Consider the following 20,617-nt stretch of genomic DNA (forward strand, 5'->3'; position numbering starts at 1 on the left):
TGTTTGGCTATACATGATGAGAGGATTGAATTCGCCACGGCAAAAAAAGGAGGCCCATGCAAACCTTTCAAGTGTTGATCATTGGTAGCGGGTTTGGCGGCCAGTGTGCGGCGGTCAATTTGCTCAAGGCCGGCATCGACGATTTCCGCCTGCTGGAACGGCGCGATTTCCTGGGTGGCACCTGGTGCCAGAACACGTACCCGGGCGCGGCAGTCGATGTGCCCTCGCCCCTTTATTCGTTGTCTTTCGCCCCCTATTCCTGGACGCAGATGTTCGCTGACCAGGCAGAGCTGCATCAGTACACCCAACACGTGGTGCAGCACTTCGGCCTGCGAGACAAAGTGCTGCTGGGGACCAATGTCGAGCGTGTCGAATGGGATGAAGATGCCAGGCATTGGGTGGTGCATACCGCCAGCCAAGGGACGCTCCATGCCCAGTTCCTGATCAACGCGACCGGGCCTCTCAGCCAGCCGGTCATCCCGCACTTCGAGGGGCAGGAGCGCTTTGAAGGCATGCATTTCCACACCAACAACTGGGATCACACCTACGATTACCGGGATAAACGCGTGGCCATCGTCGGCAGCGGCGCCAGTGCCGCGCAAGTCATTCCGGCCATTGCACCCGACGTCGAACACTTGCACGTCTTTCAGCGCACCCCGCACTGGGTTTTACCCCGGGCCGATCGCGTTTTTGGTCCTTTCCAGCGTTGGCTGCTGCGCTTCAAACCGGCTTATAAAATGCTGCGCTGGATGATTTACTGGCAATTCGAAACCCGGGTCATCGCTTTCAAATACTCGAAACCAGCCATTCGCCTGGTACAGCGACACGCCCTGCGCTTTCTCGAACGGCAAGTGCCCGACCCCGAAACCAGGCGAAAGCTGACGCCCGACTTCACCATCGGCTGCAAACGGGTGATTGTCTCGAGCACGCTGTACCCGGCATTGGGTCGCAGCAACGTGACATTGCACAGCCGTGAACACGCGATTGCCGCCATCGATGAAACCGGGATCGTTACCCGGGACGGGGAACACATCGACCTCGACCTGATCGTCTGGTCCACCGGTTACGACGCCACCGACGGGGTGATTTCCTATCCGGTCAGTGGCAAAAACGGCACCCTACTCAAAGATGTCTGGGCGCAATACCCACGCGCCTACCTCGGCACCAGCCTGCCGGACTTCCCCAACCTGTTCATCATCACCGGCCCCAACACGGGCATCGGTCACACGTCGGCGCTGTTTATCATCGAATCGCAGATGAATTACATCCTCGACTGCATTCGCACCGTGAAAAAACAAGGCTTGCGCAGCATCGAAGTGCGCCCTGAAGCGGAACGTATCTACACTGAGATGATTCATCGAGAGATGGAGCGCACCGTGTGGAAGTCCGGGGGTTGCCATAGTTGGTATCACAGCAAGAGTGGTCATGTGATTGCCATGTTCCCGGGGTTCAGTTTCAGCTACCACCGGTTGACCAGGGCGCTGAAACCTGAAGACCACATTCTGTCTTGAACACGAACAAGGAAGACATCTGATGCTGATCCTGGTTGTCGCAATCGCGGTTTTTGTCGCCTGGAGCTGGCTGAGTTACCCAGCCATCGGCCATTGGTTGTATGACCTGAGCATGGCCACCGAGGCCAAACTGTATCGGCTGCACAAAATTGTCGTGCCCATCGCCGAGATGACGGTCTCGACCTGGCAGGGCGGCCCGTATGAAGCCTCCAGCAGCGTGCTGATGCTGCATGGATACAGCGCCGACAAGAACATCTGGCTGCGCTTCGCCCGGCATTTTGTGGGGAGCTATCGAGTGATCATTCCTGATATTGCCGGCCATGGTGAAACGGGCTTCAAGGCTGGTGGGGGTTACGACATCGCCGTGCAGGCCAAGCGGATGATCCAGTTACTGGATGTCTGCGGCGTCGAAAAAGTGCATGTAATCGGCAATTCCATGGGCGGTTACATCGCAGCCTGGCTCGCGGCCACTTATCCGGAGCGCATTGCCTCGGTTGCCCTGATCGACCCGGCAGGCGTCACTGCGCCGGCGGCGAGTGACCTCGAGCGGCAATTGGCCAAGGGCCACAACCCTTTTCTAATCAACTCGAAGGAAGAATTTCGGCGTTTTTACGCCATGACCATGGCCGAGCCACCATGGGTGCCCGGCGTGGTGCTGGACGCCATCGCGCAACGTTACGAGCAACAACGCGATGAGCTGGAAGAAATATTCAGGGACTTTCGCGCCAGCCCGCCGATGGAGCCGAAACTGCCCGACATCAAGGCGCCCGCGCTGTTGCTGTGGGGCCGCAAGGATCGCCTGATCGATGTCAGCAGCGTGGCAATCTGGAGCAAAGGCATCGCCGATCTGCGCGTGGAAATCTGGGACGGTATCGGTCATATGCCCATGGTGGAGGAACCGTCGGGCACGGCGCGTTTGTATCGAGAGTTTTTGGCATCTCACCGCGCGCAAAGCCCTCAGGATGAACGCATGCATTGATCAATCAGTCCTTGGCAGACTGAAGTTCAGAAGATTCTTCGTTTGTCGGCGTCGTTAAAGGCTGCGATCTTTTCCCACATCCTTTTACGTCGCCGCGCCAGGAATTTTGCAATGAGCCAGCAACCCTTCGTCAGCCCTGACCTGATCCGCCAACGCTTCTCCAAAGCGATGTCCGACATGTACCGCGAAGAAGTGCCGCTGTATGGCGCGCTGATGACGTTGGTGGAAAACACCAACCGCCACGTGCTGGACAGCGATCCGCAAATAGCCAGGCAGCTGCACAGTACGGGCGAAATCGAGCGCCTGGACCTGGAGCGTCATGGCGCGATTCGCGTCGGCACCGCCACAGAGCTGGCAACCCTGGCCAGGCTGTTTGCGGTGATGGGCATGCAGCCGGTCGGCTACTACGACCTGACCCCGGCCGGTGTACCGGTGCATTCCACGGCGTTTCGCGCCGTGCACGAAACCGCGCTGCAGGTCAGCCCGTTCCGGGTGTTTACTTCGTTGCTGCGACTGGAATTGATCGAAGACCCGGAGCTGCAGGCTTTCGCGCAGTCAGTCTTGAATAAGCGCTCGATTTTTACCCCGATGGCGTTGACCCATATCGAACACGCAGAAAACGCTGGTGGCCTTACCGAACAACAAGCCGAAGACTTTGTAACTCAGGCACTTGAAACCTTCCGCTGGCACCACAGCGCCACCGTGACTGGCGAGCAATATCAGAAACTCAGCGCTCAGCATCGCCTGATTGCCGACGTGGTGGCCTTCAAGGGCCCGCACATCAATCACCTGACCCCGCGCACGCTGGACATTGATCTCGTGCAGGCACAAATGCCTGCACACGGCATAACCCCCAAAGCAGTGATCGAAGGTCCACCACGCCGTCAGTGCCCAATCTTGCTGCGTCAAACCAGTTTCAAGGCGCTGGAGGAGCCGATCGCCTTCACCGATCAAGCCGATATTCGTGGCAGTCACAGCGCTCGGTTCGGTGAAATAGAGCAGCGCGGCGCCGCACTGACGCCCAAGGGGCGAGCGCTGTACGACCGTTTGCTGAATGCTGCACGGGATGAACTGGGCGAATTCCCCAACGAGGCCAATGCGGCACGCTACAACGCGCTGATGACCCAACATTTCAGCCAATTCCCGGACACCTACGAAGGCATGCGCCAACAAGAGCTGGCGTACTTTCGTTACTTCGTTACCGAAAAAGGCCTCGCGGCGGACACACTGCGCGAAGCGTCACTGGAAGATTTGCTCGGCAATGGTTATCTGCGGGTCGAACCGTTGGTGTACGAGGACTTTTTACCCGTGAGTGCCGCGGGGATATTCCAGTCCAATCTGGGCGACGCGGCTCAAACTCACTACGGTGAACATTCCAACCAGAAGGCGTTCGAAAATGCCTTGGGGCGGCCAACGATCGATGAGTTGGCGTTGTATGCCGAGACACAACGGCGCTCGATTGAACACTGTTTCGGGCAACAGGCTCGATAAATCAACACTGACTGCAGGAGACAGGCTCGCCACCACGGCCAGCCTGTCTCCGCAGTTTTTTATTTCAACGCCGCCAACAGTGCTTCGGCGGCGGCTTGCGAGGACGCCGGATTTTGCCCGGTCAGTAGCAAGCCGTCCGCCACGACATAGCTCGCCCAATCATCGCCCTTCGAGTAAATACCGCCCTTCTCCTGCAGCATGTCTTCCACCAGGAAAGGCACAACCTTGGTCAGTTGCACCGCCTCTTCCTCGCTATTGGTGAAGCCAGTGACACGTTTGCCTTTGACCAGCGGCTGACCATCGGTGCCTTTGACGTGACGCAACACTCCCGGCGCATGACACACAGCCGCTACCGGTTTGCCTGCCTTGTTGAATGCCTCGATCAAAGCAATTGAAACCTTGTCCTCAGCCAGGTCCCACAGTGGCCCGTGACCGCCCGGGTAAAACACGCCGTCGTAATCTTCAGGCCTGACCGTGTTCAGCAGAGCGGTCGACGCCAACGCCGACTGCGCAGCCGAATCCTTGCGAAAGCGCTCGGTGGCTTCTGTTTGCGCATCCGGTTCGTCACTTTTCGGGTCCAGCGGTGGCTGGCCACCTTTAGGCGAAGCCAAGGTCAACTGTGCACCCGCGTCCTTGAAGACGTAATACGGTGCAGCGAACTCTTCCAGCCAGAAACCGGTTTTCTTGCCGGTATCACCCAATTGATCGTGGGACGTTAAAACCATCAGGATTTTCATGTCGCTCTCTCACCATTTTCGGTTTTTGGGGCGCTTGTTGCGCATGGACTGTTTGATTGACCGCTCGGTGCGGGTGTTCGTTTCACGCGGATCAGCGTTGGGCCGTTAGCTGCGCAATGTTGTGGCGCAAAACCTGCAGCCCTGCCCTGAGCTGAGTTTTTCAAGGTTGCCTGCCTGCTGCGCAAAAGCTTGCACAGTTCTACGCAGATTGCTGCTCATACGTGCTGTCACACGCGAGAAAAACGATGGGCCTTACGCCCAAAAAACTAATAACCAATTGATTTAAATCACTTTTAACAAGAGTGGCACACGCATTGATAACTGTTGAATACCACTGACGACAAAACCGTCTCAGCGGGAACCTCATCGATCAAGCAAGGAAAGCATTCATGGCCACACCTGCCTACATGTCTATCACCGGAAAACAGTCGGGCCTTATCACGGCCGGGGCATTCACTGCCGAATCCGTCGGGAACACCTATCAGGAGGGTCACGAAGATGAAATCCTGATCCAGGCTTTCGAGCACGAAATCATCATTCCGCGTGACCCGCAGTCCGGCCAGCCAACGGGCAGGAGTATTCACAAACCATTGGTCGTTACCAAAGTTGTCGATAAGGCCTCGCCGTTGTTACTGCAGGCTTTGGTCAATGGCGAGAAAATAACTTCAGCCGTCATAAAGTGGTACCGCACCTCGGCTGAAGGCAAGCAAGAGCACTACTTCACCACGACACTTGAAGACGCACTCATCGTTAACATCAAAGGCAAGATGCATCACTGCCAGGATGATGCAATGAAACACTTCACCCAGTTGGAGGAGGTGTATTTCAGCTATCGAAAAATTTCCTGGGATCATGTCGGCGCCAATACTGTGGGCAGTTATGACTGGAGGGATGAAGAAGGGAACAGCTGATGTAATATCAAACCGTTGATTATTTAAACAAAAAAAAGGACGACCCTGGGGTCGTCCTTTTTTGTTGCCTGCCGCACTGCTAAAACGCATCGACAGACCTGAATCAAGCGTTCGCCCAGTGTAATGGCCTGGCAATCCATGCACCGGTAAAGAGCCCTGACACTGAGCGAACGTTGCGTATATTAATGCAGACTGCAGAATATGTCCGCATCAACAATAATGAAATTTATCGACATAATGTTTAACAAAATGTCACTTGAAATACTATTGATGGAGAATTTGGCAAAACGTACTGACTCGACCATAAACTCGGGGTTGACCTTATACAAAAGCCCTACAAGAGCAACCCACTCGTAGAATTGACGACAAGTTTAATGGGCTGTTGTGACTTTCAAAATGTCGGTGTAGGTAACCACCACACTTTGGCCAACTTTCAAATCCTTCAGTTTCGCCTGAACTTCCGGCTTCACTACGTCGACAGTTTTTGATTGTCCGGCAGGATTTTCAAACGTCACTTGATGTTTTTTCAGATCAATATGGGTGATTTTCAGTTGCACCTGGACCTGACGGTACGCCTCGCCGCCCGGGTTGGGATTATCTTTGGTGGCACGGATGTCACCCGTACGCTCGGTGGTGCCGGGCAGGCCTTTGTCGACATCAGTGTCGAGGTACGCCGCCACTGAATGGGTAACCTGAACGCTGACTTTATCACCCACCTTAAGATTCCCAAGGTCCTTGGCCTGATCGCTCAGCTGCACATGAACCTGCCTTCCTTGCGCACCTTCCAGTACAACCTGATGCTTGTCGGCGTCGACCGCCAACACTTTCGTTGTGACCTGATCCGCCTCAACCACAGCAGACAATGGAATGTCCGCTGCCATGACGCTTAGGCTGGCGGTGGACAGCAGGGTCGCGAGGGTAACGGCTTTGGTCAGTTCGTGGAGTTTCATAGGCAGTACATTCCCTGTGATTGATGGCGGCGAACGGTCCTGAACCAGAATTCAAACCGTCCGTGCCTAGGAGCGTAGCTGCTGATCACGATTTTTTTGCGGTTTCTTGCGCAGTGGAATCGCCACTGCCGGTGCCTTTGCTGTTTTCCTTGCGCCGCTTGGGATCCGTGGGGCGAAGCGCATCGTTGTCGCGCTCGACTTCGCCGGGTGGACGCGGCTCGTCGGGGTGTTTTTCATCCGGCACAGTGTTCATGAAGCCTCTCCTCATGCACGTGGATCGTCGAGTTCCTGGGCGACATTCACGGCGGGTGAGTCGCGGTGGGATTGTTCGGCCTGGTCTTTCAAGCCCTGCCACTGTTGGAGATCAATGGCGCCCTGCCCTAACAAATCGTCGGCTACACGCAGCAATTCGCTGTAATGGGCATCAGGGGATTGTTGCCAATAAGCCTTGTCATCAAACAGGCGTTGCCATGACGCAAGGTCTGGCAGCTTGAGGTCATCGCTCATGACGAACTCCTAAACAGGGGCTGGTTAGCTTAGGAGAGCGCCGCGCAACCGAGAGTTCCGATTCAATAACCGGTCATTTCCAGATACCCCTGGCCGCCATGACTGCCGCTCAATTGCACCGGTCCTTCCCAATACGGGATGCGCAGATCCATCCAGGCATTCGGATTGAGTGCGGTGGTGGTGATATCCAGGTGCTTGCCCGGAATTTTAATCGACCAGCGCACCGGCATCGAACGCCCGGCCACCCGGGCAGTGTCTTGCGGAGTGAGGCTGATGTCGCCGGCACGCAACAACTGCGTTTGCCCGTCGGCGTCAATCCAGGTGCCAGTGAGGTAAGGCTCGCCATCCTTTTGTCGCATTCGATACAGCATCACGTTCTCGCCGCTGTCCAGGTGCAATGAAAACCAGTCCCAACCCGTTTGGTTGACGGTCAGCGGCTGGCTGCTCCACTCGCGGTCGAGCCACGCCGGGCCACTGACCTGCCAGGTTTTGCCGTCAATCTGCAGCGTACCGCTGGCCTGAAAAAAAGGCTGGCTGTAGTAATACGACGCCTGCCCTTGTTCGGATTTCTGGCTGAAACCTTGGTCGCCCTGCAGTACCAGAGGCCGGTTGGAGGTGAGGTGCAATTGGTAACTGAAATGCTGGTCGCGGGCGCTCAGTTGAAGATCGGTCAGCGCATCGGAGCCCTGGCTGGTGAAGTGCCAATCGTCGATCCATGCATTGAACGGCGTGAGGCTGACGCCGGCCTGCCCGACACCACCACGGGCATAACGCTCGGCGGCGTGGTGCACCGTGGCGGCAGTGACCGCCGCGTGCCCGAGCCAGATCGTCTGATTGCCCCAGCCCGGCACTTCAGGCCCTGCTTTCAACGCACTGCGAAACAACGTCCATTGCACACCGAACGCCTGCCCTTTGTCGTCCTTGAGGTTGGCGGTGACGTACCACCATTCAATGCGATAGCCCTCGTGGGCCGCGTGATCCGCCGGGAAGCTGAAGACGCGACCGGGCACCACCGGGGTAAAGGTCGATGCTTGACTGCCCAGTCCGGCGAAGCCTTTTTCGGCGGGTGGCGAATTATCGCAACCGCTGAGCAACCATACGATCAAGCACACGCCGAGTTCAATCTTCATGCGCAAACGTCCTCAGCAGATCGGCCGGTTGTGTGCGATACAGCGAATACAACGGCCACGCCGACGCCAGCAATGTTGCGAGCAAGGCCAATCCCGTCAACTGCAACAGTTGCATCGGGAAAACCCGTAAGGGCAAGCGCCAGCCGAAGGCTTGCACGTTGATCACCGTGTCCAGGCACCACGCCAATGCGATGCCCAAGGGCAACGCCAGCACCAAGGTCAGCACCGCCAACAGCCAGGTCTGGCCCAGGTTGAGCAGCATCAATTGGCGCCGTGTAACGCCTAGCGCCCAGAGCGGCGCGAGCTGTCCGAGACGGCTTTGGCTTTGCGTCAACAGGCTGATGAACAGTGCGACCCCGGCCACGCCCAGGGTCAGGCTGTTCAGCGCCGCCGTGGCGGCGAAGGTCCGTTCGAAGACTTGCGTCGACCAGCCTTTGAGCCGCGCCTGATCAACGATGCGGCTGTCATCCAGGGCAAAGCGAGATTGCAACGCAGTAAGGAATGCGGGAATCGAGGCCGGTTCGATTCGCAGGTTGAAACGGTTGGGCGTCAGTTGCGGCCAGATGCGCAGCAAATGGTTGGCATTCACCAAAACGTGGCCCCTTGGGTTGCCGTAGTCGGCATAGATCCCGACGATTCGCGGCGACCAGACTCCGTTCGCCACGGGAATGGTCAAGTGATCGCCAAGGTGCACCTTCAATCGCCGCGCCAACTGCTCGCTGAGCATCAGGGTGTTGTCCTTGGCGAGTCGGTCCCAAGGGTTACCGCCCACCGCTTCCAGTAACGGCCAATGTTGACGGTAAGTCGGGTGATCGATGACGCCAAAGACATCCGCCGGCCAGCCTTGCAATTCCACCGACACTTGCCAGTTAGGCAGCACCGCGGCGACCGAAGGCTGTTGTTTGAGCCAGGTATACAGCGCTCGCGCCTGCGTCGGGTTTTGTGGATTGAGGTACAGCTCGGCGGTCAGCCTTTGTTCGAGCCAATCGCTGAAAGTCTGACGAAAACCGGCAGTCATGCTACCGGCGCCGATGTTCGCCGCGAGGGCCAACAGCAACGCCATCAATGCCAGGCTCAATGCTGGCAGTTGCTGACGGCAGTCAGCGAGAAACCACTGGCCGAGCACCGAACGCCGACGCTGCAACAACAGGTTCAACAGCGCATTGAGCAGCACCGGCAGCGCCAATGCCGCGCCGATCAACAGCGCGGCCATCAGCACGAAACCGCTGGCCAGGCTGTCTCCCCAGGTCAACGCAAGCAGTGCGATAGCCAGCGCAATCGTGGCCACCCACCCCTGCCGCCGCAGCCAGCGTGCGTGTGCCTGGTGCCACGCTTGCGGGTCCGCCAACGCCAGCAACGGCAAACGTGCTGCCCGTAACAGGCTGTTGGCGCCCGCCAGCAACGCACCCAACACACTCAAACCCACGCCACTGAGCCACCACCCAGGGCTGAGGCTCAACTGCCCCGGCACTTCGGCGCCGTACAAACCGCGCAAACTGGCCGCGACGTCGGGCAACAGCACGCCGGCCAGCAGGTAACCGCTGGCAACGCCAGCCAGGCCACCGATCAGTGCCAACCCACCGAGTTCGACGGCCAGACAAGCAATCAGCATGCGTGCGCTGATCCCGCAAGCACGCAACGTGCGGAGCAAGCCTCGACGCTGCTCCAGCGCCAGACCGATCGCGGCGTGCACGATGAACAGGCCGACCACGAAAGACAAGAAACCCAACGCATCAAGGTTCAGGTGAAAGCTTTCGGTCAGGCGCGACAGGTTGTTTTCTTCGCCACTGGATTTGAACTGCAGCTGCGCCTTGAAGGCATCCGGCACTGGCGCACTGAAATCCTTGGGCAACAACAGCCGCGAAACCTGGCCTGGCAATTCGAGAACCTGCTGGGCAAAACCGATATCTACCAACAACACCCCAGGCGCCATGTCGGTTTGCACGTGCAATGGCGGAACGGTTTGCCCGTTCGCGGTGGTCGGCGTATCGCCCTCGTGCAACCCGAGTGCTTGCAGGGTCTGCGGTGAAATCCAGGTACTGCCCGGCGGGCTGAAAAATTCGACAATGCGCTCGATGGCCAATGCTTGGCCCGCGACGGCAGAACCGGGCGGCAGCGAAACCGGCTCGATCCCCATCAGTTGCAAACGCTGGTCGTCATGCCCCTTGAGCACCACTCGCCCCTGTAACACCGGCGACACCGGCCATCCGGCGCGCCGCAGGTCCACAAACAATTGCTGGGAGAACGTACCGCCGCCGGGCGCACCGAGGCTGGCTTGTGGCTCGCCGCCGATCAACTGGCTGGCCCGCGCGTAACTTTCCCGGGCCTGGCTGTTCAGCGCCTGCACCCCGGTCAGCAAACTGGTGGCCAGCCACAGTCCGGTCAACACACTGAAAAACTGTACCGGGTGCCGCCGCCAATGGCTGAGCAGCGCGCGCATCGCCTGAAGAAAAACCCGCACCTCAGCGCGCGTCCGTGTCGGTCAAGCGGCCACGGTGCAGCACCACTTTTTCTGCCAGGCGATCGGCGACCCGATGACTGTGCGTAACCATCAACAGTGTGGTCGGGCTGTCATCGAGCAATTCCAGCAACAGCTTCAACACCTCATCACTGGTCGCTTCATCAAGGCTGCCGGTAGGCTCGTCGGCCAACAACAATTGCGGTTGCGACGCCAGCGCACGGCCGAGTGCAACCCGCTGCTGCTGGCCGCCGGACAGCTGTTCCGGATAACGCCGCAGCAAGTCTTCCAACCCCAATCGATGCACCAGATGCGCCTGCCAGCGCGGATCATGCCGACCGGCCAGGCGCGCCTGAAACGCCAGGTTGTCTTCGACCCGCAAACTGCCAATCAGATTGAATTGCTGGAATACCAGACCGATTTCGGTCCGCCGCCAACTCGCCAACTGCGACTCGTTCATCAGGTCCAGCCGATGCTCGCCACTGCGGATAGTGCCGCTATCAACCTTGTCCAACCCGGCAATCAGGTGCAGCAAAGTGCTTTTGCCACTGCCTGACTCCCCCATCAACGCCAGGCTGCTACCGGGTTTCAGGCGCAAGTCGATGCCTTGCAGCACCGGTAATGGCCCTTGCGCGGTGGCAAAACTTTTGAAGACATCCTGGACTTCAAGCATGGGGCAACCTGCTAAAGGAAAGTGCGCGAAGAATAGCGGGCCAGACTGTTTTTTGTTGGTTGACGATTGCAGTCGGGTCCAATCACCAGTGCGCGGCGCTGCCGAAAAAAGTGTAAGAAATGCCTGAACCACCACTCAAAAGCCAAATAAATGCCGCCTAAAATATGACAGTGCGTCATCATTACTCTCCGATGGAAATCAGCACTAACAACCGTCTATCGCCTAATAGGACGGGCCAATCTCCCTGCTGAATCGGGTTATTTCATTAGCAGCAAACACTTGATGGCCATTAGCCCCAAGCCAACAAACGTGCCTATCACCGCAACATGTCAGTTTGCTGACACTTTCCACTCAATTTACGCTATACCCCTTTTGACAGTTTGGTTGTTCTGCGGTCGGGCATCACCTGTGATCGATACACCTGGAACCTTGAGAGGGCAGCGTCATGGCGATCAAGCAGTTGTTCAAACGCACCAGCGGCTGGCTCTACCTGAATTCGCCTGTGGGGCGTCATCAATTGCATGGCGCCGGGGTAATTTTGAAGTTGCACCGCGTGCTGGCCAACGACCGGGCGGCAGACTTGCCGCATCGCAACGAGCTCAATGTGGGGCCCAAAGCGTTCGAGCATTTGCTGGTTTGGCTCAGAAAGCACTTCGACTGCGTACCGCTGATGGAGATTCTGCAACCCGGGGCGTTGAAATCGGAACGGCCCAAAGTGGCGCTGACCTTCGACGATGGCTGGCGCGACAACGCTCTGAATGCGTTCCCGCTGCTGCAAAAACATCAAGTGCCGGCGAGCATTTTCCTGTCCACCGATGACATTGGCCGTCGCCAGCGCCTGTGGTGGGAGAGCCTTGGCGAAACGCTCTGGGAAAGCCACGGCGAAAAGGCTCGCAGGCACCTGATCGAATGCCTGCACAGTGTTGGCCGGCCACTGCCGGTGCTGATGGATGACCTGGACGCGCAACGGCGCAGCCTGACGTTATTGCGCTACCTGCAAAACCTGAAAACCCTGGCACCGGAGGTACTCGGCCGATTGATCGATGAGTGCCCACCAGAATCACTACCCCAGGCGCTGGACTGGCAGCAAGTGCGCTCGATGGAAGCGTCGGGACTGGTACGTTTTGGCGCTCGCGGCGCCAGCCATGCAGCGCTTGTTGACCTCGACAATCAGCGTTTGCACGAAGAACTCAGCCGCAGCCGCGATGCACTGTTGAACGGGTGTAACCGACCGCTGCCCGTTTACTGCTACCCCAACGGCGACCATGACGCCCGCGTGCGCCAGCAGGTCGCCGACCACGATTACCCGTTTGCACTCGGCACCGACACAGGCCTCTATCGCGGCGCCGCCGACCCGATGGCCCTGCCACGTTTCGCCGTCCGCCAACATACCGCGCGCAACCCGGAACTGCTGTCCTGGCGCATCCATCGCGGCGCCCGCCCGTGAGTGGGCAGCGCACGCTTCAGGACCTCACTGCCACCCACGTGAAGCACAGTGGCAATTGCGCCTTTTGCTGTTGGTACTGGTCGTAAAGCTCTTCGCGGTTGGAATGCGGGTATTCCTTGAAATGGCTGATCTGTAATCCAGCGTCGATGGCGCCGGTGAACATCGCGCCCAGCGTGTGCACGAACCAGTACGAAGGCGCGGACTTTTGCTCGACTTTGCCTTCATAGACAATCGGTTGATCCTGCACGAAAGGTTCGCTGCGAAAGTAAGCGCTTTGCAACGAAAACGGGTCGGCGGCCTCAGGGTCGAACATCTCCAGGAAAGGATGGGTTTCGTACACCACCAATGCGCCGCCGGGCTTGAGAATTTTCGCAACGTGGCGGAAAAATTCGCTGATGTCCGGCATCCAGTTCAAAACACCGATGGTAATCAGCGCAAGGTCAAACCGGTCGTGCAATTCAGACGGCAGGTGATGCACATCGGCCTCGATGAATTGCGGCGCATGCGGCGAACGGGACGCCAGCTCCCTCGCTTGATCTAGAAAGGCCCGGGATTGATCGATACCCACGACGCTGCGCGCTCCGAGTGCGAACAACGAAAGGCTTTCGCGGCCGTTATTACAACCCACTTGCACCGCGTCTTTACCCTGCACACCCACTTGTTCCAGCACTTGGCGCAGCGTGTCGTCGATGCAGCAAAAATCGCCGTGGCTGACAGCTTTTAGCCGGGCCTGCCATTCAGGGGTGTCTTTGTGGTGCCGGGCGGAGTCGTTCCATGCATCGCGATTGCTGGCGATGGCGTGTTCTTTTGTAGGCATATCCATTGCGCGCTCCAGAGCTCGAGGTCTTGATTGACGGGCACGAGTCTAAGTGAGCGTTTTGCAAAAACCCATTGGGTGTTTGTTTGAATGTTGTAAGCCTTACACGCCGTCCCCGGCCTGATCCAGCCGTTCACGCAAGAACTCGATCAGCGCTTGTACCGGTCGCGAACCCTGGCGATGCTGGGGATAGACTGCCGATAATGTCAGCGCCTCGGGTTGAAACGCTTCCAGCACCGGCAGCAGCCTGCCGTCCTTCAGCGCCTCAGCGACAATGAACGTCGGCAGGTACGTGATCCCCATTCCGGCAACCGCCGCATCGCGCAGCAACTCGCCGTTGTTCACCCGCATCCGTCCCGTGACGTGCACCACCAATGGCTTGCCCTTGCCAACGAAACGCCACTGCACCTGGCGCCCGTGGCCGTAGGGCAGGCAATCATGGTGCTGCAACGCTTCGGGCTGCAGCGGCGTGCCGCGCTCGGCGAGGTACGCCGGACTGGCACAATACACACGCTGGATCGACGCAATGCGACGGGCGATCAATGTCGAGTCTTCAAGCAGGCCGATGCGCAATGCCAGGTCATAACCTTCGCCGAGCAAGTCCACCGGGCGGTCGCTCAAATCCACTTCCACCGTCACGCCGCGATAACGCTGCAGGAACTCCGGCAGCAAACTGCCCAGATGCGCGACCGCAAACGACAACGGCGCACTCACCCTAAGGGTGCCGCGAGGCTCGGTGGTCTGGCCAGCGATGCCCTGCTCCACCTGTTCGATGTCGTTGAGCAGACGCAACGCCGACTCGTAATAACTCTGGCCCAGCGGCGTGACGTCCAGGCGTCGCGTGGAGCGATTGAGCAAGCGCACTCCCAAACGTTCTTCGAGCTGCATCAAGCGCCGACTGACGAATTGTTTGGACAGCCCCAATTGATCGGCTGCCGAAGTGAAACTGCCAGATTCCATCACCTGGCAAAAAATACGCATATCTTCGAACGGATTCATTGTCACAACCAGGTGGACAGTTCACCTGTTTATAGACGTTTTTTGTTTTACCGACACTATTATTCGTCGCTCCAGGACAGACGCCAAACGTTCTGGCGATGGCGATTCCAAAGACGCCATCGCTGGCAAGCCAGGCTCCTACGGTTCGGTGGTGCATGCCGAAATCCGACGGTGCATGCCGAAATCCAACGATTCGGTGGTGCATCCCGACATTAATGGCGGTAACGCAGACCCGTAGGAAACCGACTTGCCGGTGATGGCGATTCCGATGGCGCCATCGCTGGCAAGCCAGGCTCCTACGGATCGGTGGTGAATGCCGACATCCGACGGTTCGACGGTGCATGCCGAATTCCTACGGATGGGTGGTGCATGCCGAAATCCTACGGCTCGCTGACGCATGCCGACATTGATGGCGGTAACGCAGACCTGTAGGAAACCGGCTTGCCGGTGATGGCGATTCCGATGATGTTCCACCAGGCTGGGGGAACATCACGATGGCGCCATCGCTGGCAAGCCAGACTCCTGCAGTCGGTTGCTGATTACTTCGAGGTCAGTGCCGAGTAGCTGTTCATCAGATTGCGGTAATTGGGAATGCGTGGCGACAGCAGGTTGGCAAGGCCTTCCATGTCATTGCGCCAGTCACCCTGTAGCTCGCAGGCAACCGAGAACCAGTTCACCAGTTGTGCACCGGCTGCGGTCATACGGGCCCAGGCCGCTTGCTGCACGGTTTGGTTGAAGGTGCCGGAAGCATCGGTGACCACGAACACTTCAAAGCCTTCGGCCAGCGCCGACAATGTCGGAAAGGTCACGCAAACATCAGTCACTACACCGGCGATAATCAGTTGCTTGCGGCCAGTCGCCTTGACGGCCTTGACGAAGTCTTCGTTGTCCCAGGCGTTGATCTGGCCGGGACGTGGAATGTAGGGCGCATCCGGGAACAGTTCTTTCAACTCCGGAACCATCGGCCCGTTCGGCCCGTTTTCGAAACTGGTGGTGAGGATCGTTGGTAATTTGAAGAACTTGGCCAGATCCGCCAAGGCCAGCACGTTGTTCTTGAATTCGTTCGGCGAGAAATCCTGAACCAACGAGATCAGACCCGTTTGATGGTCGACCAGCAGGACCACTGCATCATCTTTGTTCAGACGTTTGTACGTAACGTTGCTCATGTGAAACTCCTCGGTGGATGGGTCGTACCACTGCGCCGATCAGGAGGCTGCCGGCGCTTTTTTTATGTCAGAAAGCGAAGCATGAGCAGCCAAAGGCGCCCCAGAAACCTGCGAAGTCGCTGACAGGAGCATTCGATAAACGTGCTTTTTCATGATGATGGGAATGCACGCCGCACGGCCCGCTGCAATGGTGAACCTGTGCCTGCATCGGCGACGTCGGACGAAAATGACCCGGCACCTTCACCACCGGCGACCAGTCCGGCAGTACTGGCACGCTGGCCGGCCCCAGTTTTTCGAAATCGCCAGCGGCGTAAACCACTTTGCCGCCGACCACCGTCAATACCGATTCGATCCACTTGATCGCTTCTTCGTCGACATTGAAAAAGTCTGCGCTCAGGGCCGCCACGTCCGCCAATTGGCCGACCTTGATCATGCCTTTCTTGCCTTGTTCGGAAGAGAACCAGGCACTGCCGTGAGTGAACAGCTCCAGCGCCGTCTGCCGCGACAGGCCTTCGGCGTGCAACTCAAGCCCACCCACGGTGCGCCCGCTGACCATCCAGTACAGCGAGGTCCATGGGTTGTAACTGGACACCCGCGTGGCATCGGTGCCGGCGCCCACCGGCACTCCCTCAGCCAGCATGCGCTTGATCGGCGGTGTCGCTTCGGCAGCTTTGGCGCCGTAACGCTCGACAAAATATTCACCCTGGAACGCCATCCGGTCCTGAATCGCGATACCGCCACCCAGCGCCCTAACCCGCTCGATGTTGTGCGGCGTGATGGTTTCGGCATGGTCGAAAAACCAAGGCAAACCGTTAAACGGAATATCGCGATTGACCTTCTCGAACACATCGAGCATGCGGCTGATGGACTCGTTGTAGGTGGCGTGCAATCGGAACGGCCAGCGCTGCTCGACCAAGTGCCGAACCACGGGTTCCAACTCGGCCTCCATGGTGTGCGGCAGGTCCGGACGCGGCTCCAGGAAGTCTTCGAAGTCAGCCGCCGAGAACACCAGCATTTCCCCGGCGCCGTTGTGTCGCAGGTAGTCGTCGCCCTGATGCAGGGTCACGCTGCTGGTCCAGTTCTTGAAGTCGGACAGCTCTTCCTTGGGCTTCTGGGTAAACAGGTTATAGGCGATGCGAATGGTCAATTGCTGGTCCTTGGCCAACTGCTCGATCACCTGATAATCGTCCGGGTAATTCTGGAAACCGCCGCCCGCATCGATGGCACTCGTGAGGCCGAGACGGTTGAGTTCACGCATGAACTGGCGGGTCGAATTGACCTGATACTCCAGCGGCAACTTCGGCCCCTTGGCCAGCGTCGAGTACAGAATCATGGCGTTCGGCCGTGCGACCAGCATGCCCGTCGGCTCGCCATTGGCATCGCGCACAATCTCGCCGCCCGGCGGGTTTGGCGTATTGCGGGTGTAACCGGCAACGCGCAACGCCGCGCGATTGAGCAAGGCACGATCATACAAATGCAGCACAAATACCGGCGTGTCCGGCGCGGCCTGATTCAATTCTTCAATCGTCGGCATGCGCTTTTCGGCGAACTGGAACTCGTTCCAGCCACCGACCACTCGCACCCATTGCGGAGTGGGCGTGCGGTCAGCCTGGTCCTTGAGCATGCGCAGCGCATCGGCAAGAGACGGTACGCCTTCCCAGCGCAATTCAAGGTTGTAGTTCAACCCGCCACGAATCAGGTGCAGGTGCGAGTCGTTGAGGCCGGGAATGACGCAGCGGCCCTTGAGGTCGATGACTTGAGTACCCGAACCTCGCAGGGCCATGGCCTCGGCATCGGTGCCGACCACGACAAAACGTCCGTCGCTGATGGCGACCGCGCTGGCGAGTGGGTTGGCACGGTCAACGGTATGGAATTGGCCATTGAACAAAATCAGATCAGCGTTCATCGCGTTTCCTTGGGCAAAGAGGCATGAGAAAGCCAAGGCGCGAACAGGCGAGTCGCCATCGGCATGAACAGGTACACCACCGACAACACGATGGTCAGCGTGATCAGGAAAGTGGCGACCACGTAATTCGAAAGCATCGCGTTGAGTCGCAGCAGCGGCCCCCAGATCAGCGGTACCAGCAAGGTATGCGGCAGAATCACCAGTAACGTGACGACAGCCTGTTTCCAGCGCGGCGGCGGTGGCGAGGCGGCATCGGCCTGTGGTGCGAACCAGAATTCATTGACCGGGTTGACCTCGGTTTGATCACCGTCCGCCAGCATCGGCATGGCTTCCTTGACCAGTGCCAGCCGTTGCGGCGAATCGAGCCAACGCTGCATCGCGTCAGTGGAGCAAAAACGCAGAACGCAGGTGTACAGGTCGAGCCCGGCGTTTTTACCGCGCATCACGTCCACACCCAAGTGGCCGTCCTGCTGGCCGGCAATGCTGACGATATTGCGCAGCCAGGCTTCGTAAGGCACCTCGAAACCCGACTTGACCCGGTGCTTGATCACCAGGGTCACGACCTCGTCGAAGCCTCGGGCAGGTGTGTCAACTAAGTTCGATTCAGGCATAACGCAACACTCCGGAAAAACACCGGTGACGATGCACCGGAACGTGATTGGATAGTGCTGGGGTAACTGCAGGGAAAATTGAATGTACGTGCTCTTTTTGGCGCAACAGCTTTCAACAGCACATACACCGCAGGTGATAAGCGTAGGGGCCGAATCGCAGCAGCGCATCGCTGTTTAAAAACTCAAGGCAGCTCATGCACATTCACGTGCTGAAAACCGGGCCCGACTCGCGGGGGCGACTCAGTCCCCGACACGAGTCCATCCAGGCTTGCGCAGCGCCATTGCAAAGCGTTCTCAACTATCTTGGCAGGCATTGGTGACGGTACAACTGCGACGGTGGGAGCGTCACGGCCATTGCGGTGCGCACAACGGACAATTTCACCTAACTGAACTGCTCGCGATACTGGGTTGGGGTCAACCCGAGCTTGTCACTGAACAAAAACCGCATGTGCCGAACACTGCCAAAACCACTTTTGAAAGCGACGGTCTTGAGTGGCAACTCACTGGTTTCCAGCAGGTTTCGAGCGTAGTCGATGCGTGCGCTTTGTAAAAACTCCATGGGCGTCATCTTCACTTCCCGTGCAAACACCCTGGCGAAGTGACGCGCACTCATGGTGGCCATACTGGCCATGCGTTCGATGCTGAAGGGTTCATCAATGCGTTCGAGCACCTGGTTTTGCACACGGGTTATAGCGGTTTCATGAGGCGACACTGCCGCCATCAAGGGACTGAATTGGGCCTGACCGCCCTGACGTTTCATTACCACCAGCAACACTTTGGCAACGTCCTGGGCGACTTTTTTGCCGTGGTCTTCGGCAACCACCGACAACGCCAGATCGATACCTGCCGTCACGCCACCGGAGGTAATCAGGTTGCGGTCCTGCACGTAAATCTGATCGGTTTCGACGGTCACCTTGGGGAAGGCTTCAATCAGCCGGTCGGTGTAATGCCAGTGTGTGGTCGCCCGGTAGCCGTCGAGTAGACCGGCGTGGCCCAGCACAAACGCGCCAGTGCAAATCGAGCCATGCCGCTCGGCCCGCGACACGGCACCCTGCAGCCACCGGAGCAACGGTGGATGCTTTTCGTTATAGGCGCCGGGCCCGCCAGGCACCAATAACAAGTCATACCCTTCAGAGGCCTGATCGATATGGCGATCTGTCTGAACGCACACCCCGTTGGAGGCGCGCAACGCGCCATGCTCGGTACCGATGGTCGACAATTCATAGCGCTGCTCAGCGGGTAAGTATCGGTTGGCGATGGAAAACACTTCCATCGGGCCGGCCATGTCGAGCAGAAGGAAGTCGGGAAACAGCACCATTGCCACGGTTTTCATGGGTTGAACGTCGCTGAAGTCATCAGAAAGTGGATACGTGCAGTATGGCCAATTACCACGCAATCGGCGGATGAGAATGCGTGATCAAGCACACAATATTGTCAACCTGATCAGGACAGTATTTCAATTTTCATCTACTTATTGCATCCAGCAGTAACCATTAACCTTCTCCTCAACCGGACGAATAAACGTCCCCATGGGAGATTTCATCATGCTTACCCTTCGTAAAGCTTCTGATCGTGGCGCGGCCAATCACGGTTGGTTGAAGTCGTACCACACCTTTTCTTTTGCCAACTATCGCAACCCGAAAGAGCAAGGGTTCTCTGACCTGTTGGTGATCAATGACGACCGCGTGGCGGCGGGCAAAGGTTTTGGGCAACACCCGCACCGTGACATGGAAATTTTCTCTTACGTGCTTGAAGGTGCTCTGGAACACAAGGAACGCTGGGCACTGGCTCGGTGATCCGCCCAGGCGATGTGCAACTGATGAGCGCCGGCAGCGGCGTGGCGCACAGCGAGTACAACCACTCAGCCACGCGGGCGGTGCACTTCCTGCAAATCTGGATCGTGCCCGACGCCAGTGGCGCCAAACCACGCTATCAGCAGGAGCACTTCAGTACGCAAAAGAAACGTGGGCGCCTGCAGCTGATTATCTCGCCAGATGGCGCTGAAGGTTCACTGTGTGTGCGTCAGGACGCCCGGGTGTATGCCTCGCTGATCGACGGCAAGGAAAGCGCCACGCTTGAACTGGCCAACGACCGCTACGCTTATGTGCACGTTGCCCAAGGCAGCGTCGAACTCAACGGCGTGCAGTTGGCCGAAGGCGATGGTGTGCGGGTTCGTCAAGAGCAAGTACTGACCCTCAATAACGGTGTCGACGCCGAGGTGCTGGTGTTTGATTTACGGCCGCAGGAGTTACCGCAAATGCCATGATCGACAACGGCCCGAGGACCTCAAAACGCTCGGGCCTGGTTCGTACTGGCGTAAGGCT

The 20,617-nt window shown here is 58.1% G+C and carries 20 protein-coding genes and 1 pseudogene; 8 read left to right on the top strand and 13 right to left on the bottom strand.

Features of this window, described 5'->3' with window-relative positions; translation table 11 throughout:
• Positions 1–56: 56 nt before the first annotated feature.
• The 3 genes from ACQR3R_RS10765 (at position 57) to hglS (ending at position 3,981) form a co-directional block, all read left to right on the top strand.
• Positions 57–1,511: an NAD(P)-binding domain-containing protein gene (locus ACQR3R_RS10765; protein ID WP_428272115.1), complete on the top strand. Its 1,455-nt coding sequence runs from the start codon at positions 57–59 to the stop codon at positions 1,509–1,511.
• A gap of 22 nt (positions 1,512–1,533) precedes the next feature.
• On the top strand, positions 1,534–2,490 hold the full coding sequence (locus ACQR3R_RS10770; protein ID WP_428272116.1) for an alpha/beta fold hydrolase: 957 nt from the start codon (positions 1,534–1,536) through the stop codon (positions 2,488–2,490).
• Positions 2,491–2,601: 111 nt separating this feature from the next.
• The gene (gene hglS, locus ACQR3R_RS10775; protein ID WP_428272117.1) at positions 2,602–3,981 is read left to right on the top strand and encodes a 2-oxoadipate dioxygenase/decarboxylase HglS; all 1,380 of its coding nucleotides are present in this window, start codon (positions 2,602–2,604) and stop codon (positions 3,979–3,981) included.
• Between the two features lie 59 nt (positions 3,982–4,040).
• On the opposite strand, the gene ACQR3R_RS10780 is transcribed toward hglS, so the two are convergent.
• Positions 4,041–4,718 carry a DJ-1/PfpI family protein gene (locus ACQR3R_RS10780; RefSeq protein ID WP_428272118.1) on the bottom strand — a complete coding sequence of 226 codons (678 nt, stop codon included), beginning with the start codon at positions 4,716–4,718 and terminating at the stop codon, positions 4,041–4,043.
• A gap of 389 nt (positions 4,719–5,107) precedes the next feature.
• Here ACQR3R_RS10780 and ACQR3R_RS10785 point away from each other — a divergent pair, with 389 nt between their 5' ends.
• Positions 5,108–5,629: a type VI secretion system tube protein TssD gene (locus tag ACQR3R_RS10785; protein WP_428272119.1), complete on the top strand. Its 522-nt coding sequence runs from the start codon at positions 5,108–5,110 to the stop codon at positions 5,627–5,629.
• A 371-nt stretch (positions 5,630–6,000) separates the two neighbouring features.
• Here the strand turns inward: ACQR3R_RS10785 and ACQR3R_RS10790 are convergent, their stop codons facing one another.
• The 6 genes from ACQR3R_RS10790 to ACQR3R_RS10815 all read right to left on the bottom strand — a co-directional run bounded on the left by ACQR3R_RS10790 (position 6,001) and on the right by ACQR3R_RS10815 (position 11,347).
• Complete coding sequence (locus tag ACQR3R_RS10790; RefSeq protein ID WP_428272120.1) at positions 6,001–6,579, bottom strand: hypothetical protein; 579 nt, start codon at positions 6,577–6,579, stop codon at positions 6,001–6,003.
• An 85-nt stretch (positions 6,580–6,664) separates the two neighbouring features.
• Positions 6,665–6,832, bottom strand: coding sequence for a hypothetical protein (locus ACQR3R_RS10795; protein ID WP_428272121.1), 168 nt, complete (start codon positions 6,830–6,832; stop codon positions 6,665–6,667).
• A gap of 11 nt (positions 6,833–6,843) precedes the next feature.
• The gene (locus ACQR3R_RS10800; RefSeq protein ID WP_428272122.1) at positions 6,844–7,086 is read right to left on the bottom strand and encodes a hypothetical protein; all 243 of its coding nucleotides are present in this window, start codon (positions 7,084–7,086) and stop codon (positions 6,844–6,846) included.
• Between the two features lie 62 nt (positions 7,087–7,148).
• Positions 7,149–8,216: a lipocalin-like domain-containing protein gene (locus tag ACQR3R_RS10805; protein ID WP_428272123.1), complete on the bottom strand. Its 1,068-nt coding sequence runs from the start codon at positions 8,214–8,216 to the stop codon at positions 7,149–7,151.
• The gene (locus ACQR3R_RS10810; RefSeq protein ID WP_428272124.1) at positions 8,206–10,677 is read right to left on the bottom strand and encodes an FtsX-like permease family protein; all 2,472 of its coding nucleotides are present in this window, start codon (positions 10,675–10,677) and stop codon (positions 8,206–8,208) included. Before ACQR3R_RS10810 ends, ACQR3R_RS10805 begins: the two co-directional genes overlap by 11 nt.
• A 1-nt stretch (position 10,678) precedes the next feature.
• A complete protein-coding gene (locus ACQR3R_RS10815) occupies positions 10,679–11,347 on the bottom strand; it encodes an ATP-binding cassette domain-containing protein (protein WP_428272125.1) in 669 nt (222 codons plus the stop codon).
• A 445-nt stretch (positions 11,348–11,792) separates the two neighbouring features.
• On the opposite strand from ACQR3R_RS10815, the gene ACQR3R_RS10820 reads away from it, so the two are divergent.
• Complete coding sequence (locus ACQR3R_RS10820) at positions 11,793–12,794, top strand: polysaccharide deacetylase family protein (RefSeq protein ID WP_428272126.1); 1,002 nt, start codon at positions 11,793–11,795, stop codon at positions 12,792–12,794.
• A 16-nt stretch (positions 12,795–12,810) separates the two neighbouring features.
• On the opposite strand, the gene ACQR3R_RS10825 is transcribed toward ACQR3R_RS10820, so the two are convergent.
• Both ACQR3R_RS10825 and ACQR3R_RS10830 read right to left on the bottom strand, forming a co-directional pair.
• Complete coding sequence (locus tag ACQR3R_RS10825) at positions 12,811–13,617, bottom strand: methyltransferase domain-containing protein (protein WP_428272127.1); 807 nt, start codon at positions 13,615–13,617, stop codon at positions 12,811–12,813.
• A gap of 96 nt (positions 13,618–13,713) precedes the next feature.
• Entirely contained in the window at positions 13,714–14,610 is an 897-nt protein-coding gene (locus ACQR3R_RS10830; RefSeq protein ID WP_428272128.1) for a LysR substrate-binding domain-containing protein, read from the bottom strand.
• 309 nt (positions 14,611–14,919) lie between these two features.
• Here ACQR3R_RS10830 and ACQR3R_RS10835 point away from each other — a divergent pair, with 309 nt between their 5' ends.
• Entirely contained in the window at positions 14,920–15,042 is a 123-nt protein-coding gene (locus tag ACQR3R_RS10835; RefSeq protein WP_428272129.1) for a hypothetical protein, read from the top strand.
• A 107-nt stretch (positions 15,043–15,149) separates the two neighbouring features.
• Here ACQR3R_RS10835 and ycaC read toward each other — a convergent pair whose 3' ends face one another.
• The 4 genes from ycaC to ACQR3R_RS10855 all read right to left on the bottom strand — a co-directional run bounded on the left by ycaC (position 15,150) and on the right by ACQR3R_RS10855 (position 19,626).
• Entirely contained in the window at positions 15,150–15,776 is a 627-nt protein-coding gene (gene ycaC / locus ACQR3R_RS10840) for an isochorismate family cysteine hydrolase YcaC (RefSeq protein ID WP_428272130.1), read from the bottom strand.
• Positions 15,777–15,843: 67 nt separating this feature from the next.
• Positions 15,844–17,682 (bottom strand): amidohydrolase family protein, encoded by a 1,839-nt coding sequence (locus ACQR3R_RS10845; protein ID WP_428272131.1) that lies wholly within the window; start codon positions 17,680–17,682, stop codon positions 15,844–15,846.
• A complete protein-coding gene (locus ACQR3R_RS10850; protein ID WP_428272132.1) occupies positions 17,679–18,293 on the bottom strand; it encodes an antibiotic biosynthesis monooxygenase in 615 nt (204 codons plus the stop codon). Before ACQR3R_RS10850 ends, ACQR3R_RS10845 begins: the two co-directional genes overlap by 4 nt.
• A 382-nt stretch (positions 18,294–18,675) precedes the next feature.
• The gene (locus ACQR3R_RS10855; RefSeq protein ID WP_428272133.1) at positions 18,676–19,626 is read right to left on the bottom strand and encodes a DJ-1/PfpI family protein; all 951 of its coding nucleotides are present in this window, start codon (positions 19,624–19,626) and stop codon (positions 18,676–18,678) included.
• Positions 19,627–19,837: 211 nt separating this feature from the next.
• Between ACQR3R_RS10855 and ACQR3R_RS10860 the strand changes: the two are divergent.
• Positions 19,838–20,133, top strand: a pseudogene (locus ACQR3R_RS10860) (pirin family protein); the annotation flags it as partial.
• Positions 20,113–20,559, top strand: coding sequence for a pirin family protein (locus tag ACQR3R_RS10865; protein WP_428272607.1), 447 nt, complete (start codon positions 20,113–20,115; stop codon positions 20,557–20,559). The pseudogene ACQR3R_RS10860 and the gene ACQR3R_RS10865, both read left to right, overlap by 21 nt.
• Positions 20,560–20,617: the final 58 nt, after the last annotated feature.

It is taken from the genome of Gordonia sp. IEGM753 (genome assembly GCF_050321825.1).
Classification (GTDB): domain Bacteria; phylum Pseudomonadota; class Gammaproteobacteria; order Pseudomonadales; family Pseudomonadaceae; genus Aquipseudomonas.

What these genes read in the sequence shown, in the direction of transcription:
- ycaC (WP_428272130.1), bottom strand. Translation starts at nt 15,776, where the DNA reads ATGAGCAACGTTACGTACAAACGTCTGAACAAAGATGATGCAGTGGTC.
- ACQR3R_RS10855 (WP_428272133.1), bottom strand. Translation starts at nt 19,626, where the DNA reads ATGAAAACCGTGGCAATGGTGCTGTTTCCCGACTTCCTTCTGCTCGAC.
- ACQR3R_RS10800 (WP_428272122.1), bottom strand. Translation starts at nt 7,086, where the DNA reads ATGAGCGATGACCTCAAGCTGCCAGACCTTGCGTCATGGCAACGCCTG.
- ACQR3R_RS10850 (WP_428272132.1), bottom strand. Translation starts at nt 18,293, where the DNA reads ATGCCTGAATCGAACTTAGTTGACACACCTGCCCGAGGCTTCGACGAG.
- ACQR3R_RS10785 (WP_428272119.1), top strand. Translation starts at nt 5,108, where the DNA reads ATGGCCACACCTGCCTACATGTCTATCACCGGAAAACAGTCGGGCCTT.
- ACQR3R_RS10770 (WP_428272116.1), top strand. Translation starts at nt 1,534, where the DNA reads ATGCTGATCCTGGTTGTCGCAATCGCGGTTTTTGTCGCCTGGAGCTGG.
- ACQR3R_RS10820 (WP_428272126.1), top strand. Translation starts at nt 11,793, where the DNA reads ATGGCGATCAAGCAGTTGTTCAAACGCACCAGCGGCTGGCTCTACCTG.
- ACQR3R_RS10790 (WP_428272120.1), bottom strand. Translation starts at nt 6,579, where the DNA reads ATGAAACTCCACGAACTGACCAAAGCCGTTACCCTCGCGACCCTGCTG.
- ACQR3R_RS10865 (WP_428272607.1), top strand. Translation starts at nt 20,113, where the DNA reads ATGAGCGCCGGCAGCGGCGTGGCGCACAGCGAGTACAACCACTCAGCC.
- ACQR3R_RS10795 (WP_428272121.1), bottom strand. Translation starts at nt 6,832, where the DNA reads ATGAACACTGTGCCGGATGAAAAACACCCCGACGAGCCGCGTCCACCC.
- ACQR3R_RS10825 (WP_428272127.1), bottom strand. Translation starts at nt 13,617, where the DNA reads ATGGATATGCCTACAAAAGAACACGCCATCGCCAGCAATCGCGATGCA.
- ACQR3R_RS10780 (WP_428272118.1), bottom strand. Translation starts at nt 4,718, where the DNA reads ATGAAAATCCTGATGGTTTTAACGTCCCACGATCAATTGGGTGATACC.
- ACQR3R_RS10805 (WP_428272123.1), bottom strand. Translation starts at nt 8,216, where the DNA reads ATGAAGATTGAACTCGGCGTGTGCTTGATCGTATGGTTGCTCAGCGGT.
- ACQR3R_RS10845 (WP_428272131.1), bottom strand. Translation starts at nt 17,682, where the DNA reads ATGAACGCTGATCTGATTTTGTTCAATGGCCAATTCCATACCGTTGAC.
- ACQR3R_RS10815 (WP_428272125.1), bottom strand. Translation starts at nt 11,347, where the DNA reads ATGCTTGAAGTCCAGGATGTCTTCAAAAGTTTTGCCACCGCGCAAGGG.
- ACQR3R_RS10830 (WP_428272128.1), bottom strand. Translation starts at nt 14,610, where the DNA reads ATGAATCCGTTCGAAGATATGCGTATTTTTTGCCAGGTGATGGAATCT.
- ACQR3R_RS10765 (WP_428272115.1), top strand. Translation starts at nt 57, where the DNA reads ATGCAAACCTTTCAAGTGTTGATCATTGGTAGCGGGTTTGGCGGCCAG.
- hglS (WP_428272117.1), top strand. Translation starts at nt 2,602, where the DNA reads ATGAGCCAGCAACCCTTCGTCAGCCCTGACCTGATCCGCCAACGCTTC.